The 15065-nt window shown below is 64.4% G+C and carries 16 protein-coding genes; 7 read left to right on the top strand and 9 right to left on the bottom strand.

The genetic code is table 11. The features are described 5' to 3' along the window. Positions 1 to 100: 100 nt before the first annotated feature. From ACJ7IV_RS12260 to ACJ7IV_RS12235, 6 genes are all read left to right on the top strand, one after another. Positions 101 to 1354, top strand: a complete 1254-nt coding sequence (locus tag ACJ7IV_RS12260; protein WP_483864631.1) for an IS256 family transposase — start codon at positions 101 to 103, stop codon at positions 1352 to 1354. A gap of 145 nt (positions 1355 to 1499) precedes the next feature. After that, positions 1500 to 3890, top strand: coding sequence for a DNA/RNA helicase domain-containing protein (locus ACJ7IV_RS12255; RefSeq protein ID WP_483864630.1), 2391 nt, complete (start codon positions 1500 to 1502; stop codon positions 3888 to 3890). A 108-nt stretch (positions 3891 to 3998) separates the two neighbouring features. Then, positions 3999 to 4355, top strand: a complete 357-nt coding sequence (locus ACJ7IV_RS12250; RefSeq protein ID WP_483864629.1) for a nucleotide pyrophosphohydrolase — start codon at positions 3999 to 4001, stop codon at positions 4353 to 4355. Positions 4356 to 4575: 220 nt separating this feature from the next. Beyond that, complete coding sequence (locus ACJ7IV_RS12245) at positions 4576 to 5352, top strand: type IV toxin-antitoxin system AbiEi family antitoxin domain-containing protein (protein WP_483864628.1); 777 nt, start codon at positions 4576 to 4578, stop codon at positions 5350 to 5352. Beyond that, positions 5342 to 6262 (top strand): nucleotidyl transferase AbiEii/AbiGii toxin family protein, encoded by a 921-nt coding sequence (locus ACJ7IV_RS12240; RefSeq protein WP_483864627.1) that lies wholly within the window; start codon positions 5342 to 5344, stop codon positions 6260 to 6262. Before ACJ7IV_RS12245 ends, ACJ7IV_RS12240 begins: the two co-directional genes overlap by 11 nt. Before the next feature lie 375 nt (positions 6263 to 6637). Then, complete coding sequence (locus ACJ7IV_RS12235; protein WP_483864626.1) at positions 6638 to 6916, top strand: hypothetical protein; 279 nt, start codon at positions 6638 to 6640, stop codon at positions 6914 to 6916. Between the two features lie 17 nt (positions 6917 to 6933). Here the strand turns inward: ACJ7IV_RS12235 and ACJ7IV_RS12230 are convergent, their stop codons facing one another. The 5 genes from ACJ7IV_RS12230 to ACJ7IV_RS12210 form a co-directional block, all read right to left on the bottom strand. Beyond that, positions 6934 to 7731 (bottom strand): ribonuclease H family protein, encoded by a 798-nt coding sequence (locus tag ACJ7IV_RS12230; RefSeq protein WP_483864625.1) that lies wholly within the window; start codon positions 7729 to 7731, stop codon positions 6934 to 6936. A 68-nt stretch (positions 7732 to 7799) separates the two neighbouring features. Then, complete coding sequence (chrA, locus tag ACJ7IV_RS12225; protein WP_483864624.1) at positions 7800 to 9029, bottom strand: chromate efflux transporter; 1230 nt, start codon at positions 9027 to 9029, stop codon at positions 7800 to 7802. A gap of 94 nt (positions 9030 to 9123) precedes the next feature. Then, complete coding sequence (locus ACJ7IV_RS12220; protein WP_483864623.1) at positions 9124 to 10422, bottom strand: MFS transporter; 1299 nt, start codon at positions 10420 to 10422, stop codon at positions 9124 to 9126. Positions 10423 to 10458: 36 nt separating this feature from the next. Continuing rightward, entirely contained in the window at positions 10459 to 11661 is a 1203-nt protein-coding gene (locus ACJ7IV_RS12215; RefSeq protein WP_483864622.1) for an MFS transporter, read from the bottom strand. Positions 11662 to 11690: 29 nt separating this feature from the next. Then, positions 11691 to 12035, bottom strand: coding sequence for a DsrE/DsrF/TusD sulfur relay family protein (locus tag ACJ7IV_RS12210; protein ID WP_483864621.1), 345 nt, complete (start codon positions 12033 to 12035; stop codon positions 11691 to 11693). A gap of 106 nt (positions 12036 to 12141) precedes the next feature. Here ACJ7IV_RS12210 and ACJ7IV_RS12205 point away from each other — a divergent pair, with 106 nt between their 5' ends. Continuing rightward, positions 12142 to 12798 (top strand): ArsR/SmtB family transcription factor, encoded by a 657-nt coding sequence (locus ACJ7IV_RS12205; protein WP_483864620.1) that lies wholly within the window; start codon positions 12142 to 12144, stop codon positions 12796 to 12798. 29 nt (positions 12799 to 12827) lie between these two features. Here ACJ7IV_RS12205 and ACJ7IV_RS12200 read toward each other — a convergent pair whose 3' ends face one another. The 4 genes from ACJ7IV_RS12200 to ACJ7IV_RS12185 form a co-directional block, all read right to left on the bottom strand. Continuing rightward, on the bottom strand, positions 12828 to 13151 hold the full coding sequence (locus ACJ7IV_RS12200) for an AzlD family protein (protein WP_483864619.1): 324 nt from the start codon (positions 13149 to 13151) through the stop codon (positions 12828 to 12830). Beyond that, the gene (locus ACJ7IV_RS12195; protein WP_483864618.1) at positions 13148 to 13855 is read right to left on the bottom strand and encodes an AzlC family ABC transporter permease; all 708 of its coding nucleotides are present in this window, start codon (positions 13853 to 13855) and stop codon (positions 13148 to 13150) included. The genes ACJ7IV_RS12200 and ACJ7IV_RS12195 overlap by 4 nt, the downstream gene beginning before the upstream one ends. Before the next feature lie 113 nt (positions 13856 to 13968). Further along, entirely contained in the window at positions 13969 to 14619 is a 651-nt protein-coding gene (locus tag ACJ7IV_RS12190) for a hypothetical protein (RefSeq protein ID WP_483864617.1), read from the bottom strand. Further along, on the bottom strand, positions 14616 to 14825 hold the full coding sequence (locus tag ACJ7IV_RS12185; RefSeq protein WP_483864616.1) for a hypothetical protein: 210 nt from the start codon (positions 14823 to 14825) through the stop codon (positions 14616 to 14618). Before ACJ7IV_RS12185 ends, ACJ7IV_RS12190 begins: the two co-directional genes overlap by 4 nt. Positions 14826 to 15065 lie beyond the last annotated feature (240 nt).

Below are 15065 nucleotides of genomic sequence, written 5' to 3'. Positions count from 1 at the left end.
CGAGTTAAGCTCAAGTCTTGTGTATGGAGGGCAGAAGGAAGGGTGGCGTATCCTGCTGATTGATCACGCCAGATCACAACCAGCATAGGATGGATACGCCATGACCGATTCTACCCTCCAAGCCGTGACGCAACCAGACACTGGTGCTACCGACCCGCTGCATGAATTGCTTCGCCAAGGTGCCCGAGATCTGATCGCCAAAGCCGTGGAGGCCGAGTTGAGCACGTTCCTTGAGCAGTACGCCGAGAAGACGCTGGAAGACGGTCGCCGTGCCGTCGTCCGCAACGGCTACTTGCCGGAGCGCACGGTGCAGACCGGTATCGGCGACGTCGAGGTCAAGGTGCCCCGGACCCGCGATCGCAGCGGTGATGGGGTTACCTTCAGCAGCGCGCTGCTGCCGCCCTACCTGAAGCGGGCCCGGAGCATCGAAGAGCTGATCCCCTGGCTCTACCTGAAGGGGGTCTCCACCGGTGACTACCAGGAGGCCCTGGCAGCCCTGCTGGGCGACCAGGCCAAGGGGCTTTCGGCCAACACTGTGTCGCGGCTCAAGAAGCAGTGGGAGGCTGAGCACGCCGAGTGGCAGAAGCGGGGCTTATCAGAGCAGCGCTACGTCTACTGGTGGGCAGACGGCGTCTACAGCAACGTTCGAATGGATGACCGCCTGTGCCTGCTGGTGATCATCGGTGTCACCGAGCAGGGCCGTAAGGAGTTGGTCACCGTCGAGGATGGGCGACGCGAGTCGGAAGCCAGCTGGAAAGAGCTGCTCACTGGGCTACGCGAGCGCGGGCTGACCACTGCCCCCAAGCTCGCGATCGGTGACGGCGCCATGGGCTTCTGGGCGGCGTTGAGCAAGGTCTATCCGGAGACCAACCACCAGCGTTGCTGGGTCCACAAGACCGCCAACGTACTGAACAAGCTACCGAAATCCGTGCAGCCCAAGGTCAAGGCCGACCTCCACGAGATCTGGATGGCCGAGACCCGCGACGAGGCACATAAGGCCTTCGATCGCACGGTAAAACGCTTCGAGGCCAAGTACCCCAGAGCCATGGAGTGCCTGGCCAAGGATCGGGAGGAACTGCTGGCGTTCTATGACTACCCGGCAGAGCACTGGGTGCATATCCGCACCACCAACCCGATCGAATCGACCTTCGCCACGGTCCGCCTGCGGAGCAGGCGCAGCCGGAACTGCGGCTCCAGAGCGACGACCCTGGCGATGGTCTTCAAGCTGCTTCAGAGCGCCCAGAAGCGCTGGAAGCGGATCAAGGGGTTCAACAAGCTGGAGCTGGTCGTGAACAACGTCCAGTTCAAGGACGGCAACCCCTTGACCGATCAGTCAGACAGGGCTGCCGCCTGACCGGCCATACACAGAAATTGACAATAACTCTTGGCAGTCATGATGAGGGCGTCTGGCCTCGTCACTCCTGCCGAGTCGAACAACGTGCAGCCGTTTTCCATGAGTCAGGATGGTGAGCCAGGTCTTGAAAGGGAGCTAGGAGACAATGCTGGTCTACAACGCCACCAAGCAGCAGTTCATCGACGATGTGCGAGCCAACGTCATCACCGACGCCATCGAGAACGAGGTGGCACGCAGACTGAACCGCAACTCGCCTCGCAGTGAGGTGACGTCGTGGGAGAACTCCCTGCGCTTCATGATGAGCGTCCTGCTCGACGAGGGCATTCCCGCATCGGCGGGGGTGGCCATCGAGTACAACATCCCACTGACCAATCGCCGTGTGGACTTCATCCTGACCGGCAAGAACCACCATCGGGATGATGCGGCCGTCATCGTGGAACTGAAACAGTGGCAGTCCGTCGAGGTGACAAAGAAGGACGCCATCGTGCGTACCCAGCTGGGCGGTGGCATTCGCGAGACCAACCATCCGTCGTATCAGGCATGGTCCTATGGCGCGCTGATCGAGGATTACAACGAGACGGTACGCTCCGAGTCGATCCGCCTGGTGCCCTGCGCCTACCTTCACAACATGAAGCAAGGTGACGCCATCAATGATCCGTTCTACGAGTACCACACGCGCCGTGCGCCGGTCTTCATCTCCCAGGATGCCCTGAAGCTCTCCGAGTTTCTGAGCCAGCACATCAAGTACGGCGACAGCAACGACATCATGTATCGCATCGAGCACGGTGTGATCAAGCCGAGCAAGAACCTGGCGGATGCCCTGGCCTCGATGATGCAGGGCAAGACTGAGTTCCTGATGATAGACGACCAGAAGCTGGTCTATGAAACCGCCATCGATCTTGCGCATCGCGCAGGCAGCGGCAACAAGCAGTGCCTGATCGTCAAGGGCGGGCCGGGTACCGGCAAGTCGGTGGTGGCCATCAACCTACTGGTGGAGCTGACGAAGCGCGAAATGATGACGCAGTACGTCTCGCGCAACTCGGCCCCTCGTGAAGTCTTCAAGAAGAAGCTGACCGGCACGCGCAAGAAGACCCACATCGACAACCTGTTCAAGGGCTCGGGCAGCTACGTCAACGCCGAGCCGGATACCTTCCATGCGCTGATCGTCGATGAGGCGCACCGCCTCAACGAGAAGTCGGGCATGTATCAGAACCTGGGCGAGAGCCAGATCAAGGAGGTGATCACCGCGTCACGCTTCTCGATCTTCTTCATCGACGAGGCGCAACGCGTGACGCTGAAAGACGTCGGCACGGTCGAGGAGATCCGGCGGCGAGCGGTGGAATGCGGCGCCGATGTCCACGAACTCGAGCTGGCCTCGCAGTTTCGCTGCAACGGCTCGGATGGCTATCTGGCATGGCTTGATCACGCCCTTCAGATTCGTACCACGGGCAACACCGACCTGGAGGACATCGACTACGACTTCCAGGTGTTCGACGACCCGAGTGCCTTGCGCCGGGCGATCCTCGAGAATAACCGCAAGGCCAACAAGGCACGAATGGTGGCCGGCTACTGCTGGCCCTGGGCCAGCAAGAAGGACAAGCACGCCATGGACATCGTGTTTCCCGAACATGGCTTCGCCGCCCAGTGGAACCTCGATGACGACGGCATGCTGTGGGCGATCGCCGATGGATCAGCAGAGCAGGTCGGCTGCATCCACACCTGCCAGGGGCTCGAGTTCGACTACGTTGGCGTCATCATCGGCGACGACTTCGTGATTCGTGACGGCCGCGTGGTGACGGACGCGGCCAAGCGGGCAGGGCAGGACCGCTCGGTGCATGGCTACAAGAAGATGCTCAAGGAGCAGCCCGAGCATGCCCGTGCCCTGGCGGACCAGATCATCAAGAACACCTATCGCACCTTGATGACGCGGGGCCAGAAGGGCTGTTACGTCTATGCCACGGACCCCGAGACCCGAGAGTACTTCGCGGCCTTTGCTCGTTCGCAGGCAGCCTCCGAGCATACCGATCTGGCTGAAGAGGCCGAGATACTGGATGGCTTGCATCTTCCTGTCGTGACGCGTGGTGAGGCGGTGCCATTCGAGCGCCATGTGCCCGTGTTCGACCTGAACATCGCCGCCGGCGAGTTCAGCGAGATGCAGATCGCCGACGCCGAGTACTGGGTCGAACTGCCGGACTTCATGCGCGTGAGCCACGACCTGTTCGTCAGCCGGGTAGTGGGGGAGTCGATGAACCGACGCATTCCCAATGGCGCCTGGTGTCTGTTTCGTGCCAACCCCGGCGGCACACGGCAAGGCAAGGTCGTCGTGGTGCAGCATCGCGCCATCGAGGACCCTGATCACGGCGGCAGCTTCACGATCAAGCTGTACCAGAGCGAGAAGGTCGAGGAATACGGCGAGTTCGTGAACCAGCGCATCGTGCTGAAGCCCCAGACCAACGCCTTCGGCTACAAGGACATCGTGCTCGAGGACGAGCTTGAGGACCTGAAGGTCATCGGCGAATTCCTCTCCGTGCTTTGAGCGACTGGGCAGTCGGATGCGTCGTCTACGCCGATGCTGGCTGGATAGCGAGCGGCGGAGCAGGCATGCTCATCGCTATCCGATACCGCAGAACCAGGTGAGCCCCAGATGTCAGACTCGTTCAAGCAGCTCCGTGACGCCATGGACCAGTTCGCCACAGAGCGTGACTGGGACCAGTTCCACTCGCCCAAGAACCTGGCCATGGCGCTGACGGTGGAGGCAGCTGAACTGCAGGAGTGCTTCCAGTGGCTGACCGAGGCGCAGTCCAGGGAGCTGGATGAGCAGCAACTGGCCGCCGTGCGCGACGAAATCGCCGATGTTCAGCTCTATCTGATCCGGCTGGCGGGCAAGCTGGACGTGGATATCGAAGCGGCATGCCGGGCGAAGATGGAGAAGAATGCGGAGAAATATCCCGCCGACCAGGTGAAGGGAAGTGCGAAAAAGTACACGCACTATCAGGATTGAAGTGCTGTGTGGCCGCTTTGTCCCCTGCAGCGGCCGTCTCTGCTAGCTTCGTCCCTCAAGCTACCTCCCGCTAAATTTGGGCTTAAGCAGGGCAGGAGACTCAGCTTTTGGTTTAAAAAACAATACTAAAAGCGGCCTTAAATGCCGATTTTTCGCTTGAATATAAACCATCGTGGTTTATTCTTCACTCTGAAGACGGAGTTTAAGGCCGCTTTTTAACGTGAAAATAAACCAGCTGCTGCACGAGATCCCGTATGGCGCCGTCGTGACGACCGCCTGGCTGGCGTCACACGGCGTCACCTCGGATCAGGCGCGTAAGCTGGCCGGCAGTGGCTGGCTGCAACGCGTGGGGCACGGTGCCTACTGCCAAGCGGGGGAGGCTCTTACTTGGGAGAGCGCCGTCTTCGCCTTGCAGGCGAGCGATGACACGGGGCTGCCACCGCTTTGGCCGGGTGGCCAGACGGCCCTGGCACTGCATGGTTTTGCTCACTATCTGCCCATGGGGGAAAGCACGACGCACCTGTATGGCAAGGAGGCCGCTCGGCTGCCCCGATGGCTGAGTGACGCCGAGTGGGCAGGGCGGATGGTGCTCCACTCCGAAAAGGGCCTGCCAGTGCAGCTTCCCGGCAGCTTCACGGACTACAAGCCGGATGGCAGAGCCTTCAGCTTGCAGGTATCGACCCCCGAGCGAGCGATCTTGGAGTGGATCGCCGTGACGCCGAATGAGCTGCTGTTCAGCAGTGAGCTGGTGGATACCTTCGGCGGGCTCAATACGCTGCGTCCGCGTCGGTTGCAGGCATTGCTGGAGTGGTGCCGTTCGGTGAGAACCAAGCGGGCTTTCCTAGTGCTGGCTCGCCACGCCGGGCATGCCTGGTACGGTCGCCTGGAACCACGCCGACTGGACCTCGGCAAAGGCAAGCGGCAGCTCTGCCAGGGCGGCAAGCTGGACAGGGAATATCACGTGACGGTGCCGGAGACATTCCTGCATGCCGATTGAAGCTCGCTACCACGAACAGGTCAGGCTGTTGGTCTCGCTGCTGCCATTCCTCAATGACGAGCCGTGCTTCGGCCTGAAGGGCGGTACGGCCATCAACCTCTTCGTGCAGCCATTACCCCGCCTTTCGGTCGACATCGACCTGGCCTACCTGCCGCTGGAGCCTCGTGACGAGGCACTGCGACGCTGTCGCGAGGCGCTGCAGCGACTGGCAGGGACTTTCAGCGTCCGACTGCCAGGTGTGCTGGCCGAGCTTCAGGATAATCGCCGAGACGAGCTGAGGATCCTGGTGAGTCGAGGTCGCAGCCAGGTGAAGGTGGAGGTGTCGCCGGTACTGCGTGGCACTCTGCACCCGTCCCAGGAGCGCGATGTCGTGGAGGCCGTGGAAGACGAGTATGGCTTCGCTGCGGTGCGGGTGGTGTCACTGCCGGACCTCTATGGCGGCAAGATATGCGCCGCGCTGGATCGCCAGCACCCCAGAGATCTCTTCGATGTGAAGCTGCTGCTGAACCAAGGCGGCCTGGATCGCAGTGTATTCGAAGGCTTTCTGGTTTATCTGCTGGGGCACCCCAGGCCCTTGAACGAAGTGATCAACCCACGGCTGAAACCGTTGGGTGACGTCTACCGACAGGAGTTTGTCGGGATGGCCAGGGTTGACCTTCCATTGCAGGAGCTGGAGAGCGTCCGCGATGAGCTGCTGTCGCGGCTGGGGCAGCTGATGACGGATGAAGATGTTCGCTTCCTTCTGTCCTTCAAGCAGGGAGCCCCTGACTGGGCGCTGCTTCCGCTATCGGGCGTGGATCGGCTGCCAGCCGTGCGCTGGAAGCTGGCCAACATCCAGAAGATGGGGGCCGACAAGCACCGTCAGTCACTCGAGCTGTTGGGGCAGGCATTGGACAGGCTGTGCGAATAATAGCCGGTTACCCGGGTGGTACAACTGCCTAAGTGACTCCTCCTTAAGACGAACGATAACTGGGAGCTGGCAGGCAGATCGAATTGTGCAGACTGTCAGTACCAGCAGCTCCGGCTAGATGTGACCTCTCAGTAGGTTGTTCATCCAGAGCCCACCCCTATGGCCGTGACGTCCTTGGCAGAGTAGAATTGCCATTAGCAAGCTACCGAAATGCTGCGCGATCCATTCCATGGGATGTGATGCTCCAGCAGACGCACGACGACTACAAGAATTTAACTTGCCTCCCCTGACACAGCGCCACGGCCTGCGATGCCGCTGGTGTGGTTCTACCGTGCCGCAGGCCCGGTACATGCCCTGTCAGAGGAGACCTTTCCAATGCCTCGCCCCACGCGCCCAGATCCCGGCACCGCCATGCACGCCCTGATTCGTGAGATCCGTACTCGCGTTCCCTTCACCACGCCCGGGTCGAGCCTGTGTCGAGGGCCCTGTCGGGGCTGCTCGAAGAAGCTGCTGGAGTTCCTCGATACCGAGCTAGAGGAGTGGGAAGACCGCCTGGAGGAGGGCGAGATGCCGCGCTTCGGTGACCTCAAGCGTCTGGAGAAGCTGGCTACCAAAGTGATGGCGGCGCTGCGCAAGAACGGCCTGGTTGCCTGAGCTTTCGCTGAGACAGATCAGCCCCTTCGCAACTTGAGGATATCCGCGACGGTGTAGTCGCCCGGGTAGCGAACGAAATCGCGCTTCTTACGGTCGGCGCCATACATCGCCATACGGTCGGCCAGTTCGTTGCCCTCCACCCCGGCATGTCCCTTCACATGGGCGATGGTCACCTTCGACTTCAGGCCTTCGTACAGCGCGTAGGTGGGTTGGATGATCTCGGGGTTCTTGATCGCCTGGCCATCGGCCTTCTTCCAGCCGCGCTTCTTCCAGCCGCCGGCCCACTTGGTGATGGCATTGATGGTATAGGTAGAGTCGCAGTGGATCCGCACGGACGCTCCCCGGGCGACCTCCTCCTGGGCGACCAGCAGGGCCTGCCGCAAGGCGTTCAGCTCCGCCGTGTTGTTGGTGCCCGCGGGGTTGTAGAGGCCATACCAGAGCTCTGAAAGCTTGCCGTCACGGTAGATCACCATGCCGGAGCCGGCATCGCCGGGGTTGGGCTCACAGGCACCGTCGCAGTAGATCTCCGTATCGTAGGTCTTGTCCGGGGCGGCGGAGGTGCCCGAGGGCGTGGGTGCCTTGCGGCGTGCCGGCCGTTTCGCGGGCGTGCCCGCGGCCTCTCCCTGCCTGGCGGATGTGCTCCCGCCCGGGCCCTTCGAGAAGGCCGCTTCGGCCGCTTCCCGGGAGGGGAAGGACTTGAAGCGCGCCTTGGGGTAGCCCTTCACCTGGCGGCTGCACTCCTCCCAGGAGGTGAAGATGCCGGTCTGCCGGCCCACCCAGACGACATAGAACTTGGGGCCCTTGCTGGCTGCCATGGCCTGCTCCTTGGCGAAAATTCGGCCCGCCATGATACATGACTCGCCCCATCACGGCCGGGCTTGCCTCAAACCGAGATCAGCACCCCGCCGCCCGCCAGCAGTGCAACTACCGCCCAGGCGGGGAGCTTCCATACGCCGAGCAGCAGGAAGCCGGTGAGCGCCAGGGCGAACTCCCGAGGGCCGAGGATGGCGCTGGTCCAAACCGGCTGGTAGAGCGCCGCTCCCAAGATGCCCACCACGGCGGCGTTGGCGCCGCGCATCAGCGCCTGGGCGCTGTCCCAACGGCGGAAGCGGTTCCAATGGGGTAGCACCGCCACCAGCAGCAGCATGCCGGGCAGGAAGATCATCACCAACGCCAGGGTGGCACCGAACAGGCTGCCGCCGAAAGGCACCATGGCAGCTCCCCCGGGCAATGAACCCTCAATGACGGAGCCTAAGTAGGCGGCGAAGGTGAACAACGGCCCGGGGATCGCCTGGGCGGCGCCGTAGCCGGCCAGGAAATCATCGGGGCTCACCCAGCCGGACTGCACCACCTCGGCCTCGAGCAGCGGCAGCACCACGTGGCCACCGCCGAACACCAGGGCGCCGGCACGGTAGAAGGCATCCATTACCGCCAGCGTCATGGAGGGCGTGACCCAGGCCAGCAGCGGCAGGACGACCAGCAGCACGACGAAGCCGGCCCCCGCCAGGTGGCCGGCGCGGCGGGAGATGGGCAGGGTCAGGGGATGCACCTCTGCCTCGGCGTGGGTGCGACAGAGCAGCATGCCGGCAACGGCGCCGACGACGATGGCCGCTACCTGGCCCAGCGGGCCGCTCACCAGTACCACGGTGAACACCGCGGCGAGCGCGATGCCGGCGCGGCGCCGGTCGGGGCAGAGATTGCGTGCCATGCCCCAGACCGCATGGGCGACGATGGCTACGGCAGTGACCTTGAGGCCGTGGATCAGGCCCTGGCCGATGGGGCCTTCGAAGGCGGCGGCGCCCAGGGCGAAGAGCACCAGCAGGATCGCAGAGGGGAGGGTGAAGGCCGTCCACGCCGAGAGTGCTCCCCAGGGGCCGCCGCGCATCAGTCCCAGAGCGAAGCCCACCTGGCTGCTGGCGGGGCCAGGCAGGAACTGGCATAGCGCTACCAGGTCTGCGTAGTCCTGCTCGGTCAACCAGCGACGCTGCTCCACGAACTCGCTGCGGAAGTAGCCGAGGTGGGCGATGGGGCCGCCGAAGGAGGTCAGGCCGAGCAGCAGGAAGGCGCGGAAGACCTCGCGGACGCGGCCTGGGGTTGCCTGGTCAACGCTCATGACACTCTCCTGAAGCCTTTGGCAAGGCTGTCACCCTGCTGATGAAGGGTGACAGCCGTGTGACAGGTGGGCATAGCCGATCGGAGCGGGCGGATCAGGGCTCCGGGTTGAGCCGCGGATGGGTCTCTTCTCCCCAGGCCATGACCAGGGCGCCCGAGAGGAACATGGCGATGACCACGAACCAGAAGCCGGCGGTAACGGCGCCGGTAAGGTGGGCCACCAGGCCGAAGCCCAGGGCGCCGATTCCGTAGCCGAGGTCGCGCCAGAATCGATAGATGCCGATCGCGGAGCTGCGCCAGTTGGGGTGGGAGATATCCGCCACCGCCGCGCTCAGGTTGGGGTAAAGGAGCGCCATGCCGACGCCGGTGACGGCGGCCGCAAAGGACCACCAGGCCACGCCGCTTCCGAGTAGCGTCAGGGCCACGCCACCACCGCAAATCCACATGCCCCAGACGATGGTCTTGAGGCGGCCGACATGGTCCGAAAGCTTGCCGGTGACGAACTGGGAGCCGCCCCACACGAAGCCATAGATCCCCACCACCCAGCCGATGGCGTCGAGCCCCAGGCCCTGCTGGTAGAGGAAGACCGGATAGAAGACCCACACAAGGGCGTCGACGAACTTCTCCACCAGGCCTGCCTGGCTGAAGGCGGCCATGCGCCGGTCACGCCAGCTCATCAGTGCGAACATCTCACCGGTGGTCGGGGCGTCCGAGACCAAATGTGAGATTCTGGCCCTCGGCCCGTCGGAGTTGCCGCTGGCGTGGCGAGCGCTCTCTGCCTTGGCCCAGGCGTGCGTCTCGCGGATCGAGGTCAGGGTCAGCACGATGGCCAGAGCGATCACCGCGGCACCGAACACGAAGAGCCCCAGGCGCGGACCGAGCCCCATCGCCAGATAGCCCGTGACGATCCCCGCCACGGCGACCCCCACGTAGCCCGAGAACTCGTTCATGCCCATGGTGAAGCCGCGCTCGTCGGCTCGGGTGATATCCATCTTGGCGGTCTGCGTCATCGACCAGCAGAGCCCCTGGTTGACGCCCAGCAGCACGGTGGCGACGACGATCCAGCCCCAGGAGGGGGCATACAGCACCATGGCAGGGATCGGGATGGCCGATAGCCAGCCGAACAGGAGTACCTTCCTGCGCCCGATGCGCTCGGCGAGTCGCCCCGCCACGAAATTGAGGGCGCCCTTCACGAAGCCGAAGGCTACCACGAATGACGTCAGCATCATGAAGGAGCCCTCGGCGACGCCGAACTCGGATTCCGCCAGCGCCGGCACTACGGTACGCATCATGCCGATGGTGAGACCGACCAGGAAGACCTGGCCCAGCTGATGAGTGAACTGGTGAAGGTTCTCGCGGATGCCGTGGCGGTAATGGTCGTCGTTGGGACTCATCTGATGAAACTCCGGGAGTGATCGTGAACCGGTGACTCAGGAGCCGCTTGGCGTGGCCTGTGTGCGCTGGCTGAAACCGAACCACAGCGTGGCCAGCATCACCAGCAGGATGGCCGGCAGCATGGCCAGGTTCAGCGCCTCCCAGCCCAGGTGGTGCAGCAGCGCGCCGGCCATCAGCGATCCCAGGGCGACCAGAGAGAAGATGATCAGGTCGTTCACGCCCTGCACCTTGCCGCGCTCCGCCTCGCTGTGCACCGTGGAGAGCAGCGCACTGCCTCCCACGAACAGGAAGTTCCAGCCGATGCCGAGCAGCACAAGCGCCACCCAGAAGTGCGCCAGGCTGGTGCCCAGGTTTGCCACCAGCACCGTGCCGGTCAGCAACAGGCTGCCCGCCAGCAGGATGCGCGGTACGCCGAAGCGGGCGATCAACCCGCCGGTAAAGAAGGAGGGGGCGAACATGCCCAGCACGTGCCACTGCATGATGAAGGCGACCTGGCCCATCTCGAATCCCCGGGCGCGCATGGCCAGCGGCGTGGCGGTCATCACCAGCACCATGATGGCGTAGCCCACCGCGCCGGCGAGCACCGCCACCCGGAAGCTCGGCCGGGCGGCGATGGCGGCCAGGGGACGGGATTGCTCCCCGGGCTGCGGCTCACCCGTGGCCGGTACTTTCAACTGACTGAGCAGGCCGATGGCCATCAGGGCGAGGATGGCGATCACCAGATAAGGGCCGCCCAGGGGCACCGCGGCGATCAGGTTGGTGGCGGCGCTGGCGTTCCAGGGGCCCAGGAAGGCCGCGGCCACGCCGCCGGCCATCACGAAGGAGATCGCCCGACTGCGGAAGGCGGGGCTCGCCACGTCGGCGGCGGCGAAGCGGTAGTACATGGCGAAGCCCTGGTAGAGACCCAGCAGCAGGTTGCCGATGCAGAACAGCCAGAACGACCCCAGCGAAATGGCGGTGAAGCTGAGCAGGCCACCGGCCACACCGCCCAGGCTTGCCCCGGTGATGAAGCCGCGGCGCCGTCCCACCCGCTTCATGTAGAGCGAGGCCGGCAGGGTCGAGGCCACGGTGCCCAGCATCATCATGGCGATGGGCAGGGTGGCGAACCCCGGGTCGGGACTCAGCTGCTGGCCCACCACCCCGCTCAGTGTCATCACGGTGATCGAGGCCACCATGAACAGCACCTGGCTGGTCACCAGGATGGCCACGTTGCGCTTTTCCCGGCTTGCCGGTTCCATGGGCATAATGCTCCTCGGAGTGGAAGGGATCAGAACACCATAACCCTGTCGGCCAGCTCGGTGGCCTCGGCCAGGGCGTCCATGGTGCTGCGCTCGGCGCCCTTTACCACCTCCTCCTCGGTAATGCCGCGGGCATCCATGCAGGTCCCGCATAGCAGCACGCGGCCCTTGGTGGTGACCCGCTTGACCATGCGCTCGGCGTTGTAGAAGCCATCCGGCGTCTTCTGGCCGGCCTTGGCGCCGGAGACGGCATCGCCCATCAGGAAGACCGTCACTTCGTGCTCACGCTTGATCAGGGCGTGGGCCAGGCGCAGGCCGTTGTAGAGACGCTCGGTGCCGTAGGGCGGGTCGTTGATGATGATGAGGCTTTTCACTGGAAGGCTCCTTCTGCCATCATTCTATAAAACGATAGAATGATGGTGATGGATGCCGATGCCTGTCAAGCGGCACCATGGTTAGTGCACCTTCAAGAGAGTGAACATGACCGATCAACAGCAGATACTGGATACCCTGGCCCAGGTGGGGCGTGCGCTGGGCAACGGCCATCGCCTGGCACTGCTGGAGCGTCTGGCCCAGGGCGAGGCTCCGGTGGAGACCCTGGCGACGACCGCCGGTCTCACGGTCGGCAATGCCTCACAGCACTTGCAGCAGCTGCGTCGTGCCGGGCTGGTCACCGCCAGCCGCGCGGGCAAGCAGATGATCTACCGGCTGACTGACGAGCGTATCGTCGGCCTGATGGGGCTGCTGCGGGAGATCGCCGAGACCAACCTGGCGGAGATGGAGCGCCTGGTCGGGCAGCTGTTCGCGGATGACGATGCTAATGGTGCCCTGGAAGCCGTGACCCGGGACGAGCTGATGGCTGGTCTGGAACGCGGAGAAGTGGCCCTGCTGGACGTGCGCCCCGAGGATGAGTATGCGGCCGGCCACCTGCCGGAGGCGATCAACATCCCCTTACCGGAGCTGGGGCAGATGCTGGAGCGGCTGCCACAGGACAAGGAGATCGTGGCTTACTGCCGTGGCCCCTATTGCGCCCTCTCCCACGAGGCCGTGCAGCGTCTGCGTCAGCTCGGTTACCGAGTGCGACGCTTCGAGGAGGGCTATCCGGAGTGGAAGGCAGCGGGGCTGCCGGTGGCATAGTGCCCGGTGGCAAGCATCGCGATTCGCGGCTATGCCGCCCCGGGCAGGAACTGGCGGCACAGCGCCGCGACCAGGATGCCGCCGGCGATGGCCGGCAGCGGCTTCTTGAGCGTCAGCATGATCACGGCGGTGGTGAGCAGTGCCAGGCGGGCGCCGGTGTCGCCGGTCACCGACAGGGGCGCAAGCAGTGCTACCAGCACCGAGCCGGACATGGCATGGATGAACTGTCGCACCCGGTAGCCGATGGGCACGAAGGACATCACGAAGACTCCGCCCCAGCGCGTCGCCAGGGTTACCAGCGCCATGGCTAGGATGACGAAGAGCGCACCCAGGCCGCCCGTTTCGAGGCTCATTCGCGCTTCCCCCAGGCCAGGCCGACCAGGCCGCCGGCGATGGCGCCCACCACCACGTGGCTGTTCTCTGGCAGATAGTAGAAGGCGAGCAGCGAGGCGCCGGCGGCTACCGTCCAGATCAGCAGCATGCGCAGGTTCTTCTCGCCGCCCACCACCATGGCCAGCAGGAAGCAGCCCATCACCATGTCGAGCCCCAGGCTCGCGGGGTCCTGCACCGAGCCGCCGACGTTAAGGCCCAGCCAGGTACCCAGCACCCAGAAGCCCCACAGCGCGATCCCGCCGCCCAGTAGCAGTCCCAGCCCCGGTCGGTCGCGGCCGAAGGCCTGCATGGCCATGGCCCAGTTGGCGTCGGACGCGACCAGCATGATGCCGTAGCGCCGGGCCGGCGAGAGCGGTTCGAGCCAGGGGTAGAGGGTGGCGCCCATCAGCAGGTGGCGTGCATTGATGGCAAACACCGTTACCAGCAGGGTGAAGAAGGGCACCTGTGGCCCCCACAGCTCCAGGGCGGCGAACTGCGAGGCCCCGGCGAAGACCAGGGTGCTCATCAGCACGATCTCGAGGTCGCCGAGCCTGGCCTGGGTCGCCGCCAGGCCGAAGGCGACGCCAAAGACGATGACGAACAGCGAGAGCGGTAGCAGCGCCTTGAATCCCTCCCACACCAGCGCCCGGTCCAGGCGGTGGGGGCTCGCTTCCTTGCGTGTCATGGGGGCTCCGAGGGGGATGTTGTCGGGGGCGTGAACCCCTGATGTTAGCAGATGGCACCGCGTGGCTGGTGGGTGGGCCAGGCCGGCGAACCGGGCCACCCACCGGCACGTCGTCACTCCTCCTTCGGGAGCAGTTGGTCCGGCAGGTTCTCGTCGCTACCCTTTATGCCGAAAGTGGCCCGGGGCGGGTCGAAGTCGTCACGTTCGCCGATCACCTCGCCCTCGGGTGTGATGACCATGCTGCGCTTGTCGGCATAGCAGTAGTGGTAGCGCTTGACCTCGCCCCAGGTCACCAGGGTGCCGCCGCTCTGCTGCATATGGTCGCGAGCCTTGTGGCAGGCCGCAGCCAGGCGCTCCTCCCAGGGCAGGCGCCAGAAGTCGATGGGGAAGGGCAGGCGGCGGAAGTGCTCGGTGAAGGCCATGGCGAAGATGGGTGTGCCGCGGCCGCGCACATAGTCGGTGTCGGCGAACAACCAGTGGCGAAAGGCGGCGCGATCCTCGGCCAGGCGGTCGCTCACGGCGGCGATGGCGGGGCGGTAGTCGGCCGGGGCCAGACCGATGCTTCGGCAGAGCGCCTCGAGGAAGCCGCGGGGAGCGTAGTGGGCGTCGTGAAACTGGCGCTCGAGTCCCAGGTAGCGGCCCTGGAGCACGGCCTGAAAGTGCTCGAGCGCTTCGGGCTCGGACTGCTCGTAGCCGAGCTCGGCGAGGAGGGTCTCCGGCGTCAGGTGGTGGGTGCGCAGGTGCAGTTCATGGAGCAGGTTCATTGTGCCACCCTCCCTGCCGTCCGGGAGAGGCGAGCTCCGCGGTGGTTGTGATCCTTCCTTCCGACGCGCTGCGTGCGGTCGGAGAGGATGGCGTCATCGCGCAGCTCCGGGCGCACGATATCGTCCTGGGTCAGGTCGAGCGCGGCGAGGCGGGCGAGGGTGGTGGCCGGCCGTTGGCGGCTGGCGGTCTGGGCGAGATGGCTCATGTCAGTCTCCTTTTCCCCTGTCTGGAGGTCGTGGTTCGGCAAGCGCCGACCCAGGGGAGAGGAGCCGTGCGCCGCTTTAGCTGCATTTCTATCCCGCCCGCAAGTTGGTGCTTAAATCGGCGGTGGCCCGGGGGCCAGATACACAAAACCCGCTTTGCAGATGCTAAAGCGGGCTCTTGGCGTCGCTTTAGCTGGATTTGTAGAGCGCCCGCAAGCTGGGATTCAAATCGGCGCTGGCTT

The sequence above is a fragment of the Halomonas sp. C10-5 genome, assembly GCF_057169305.1.
Note: the sequence above shows the minus strand (reverse complement) of the source record. Positions and strands in the feature narration are given on the sequence as shown.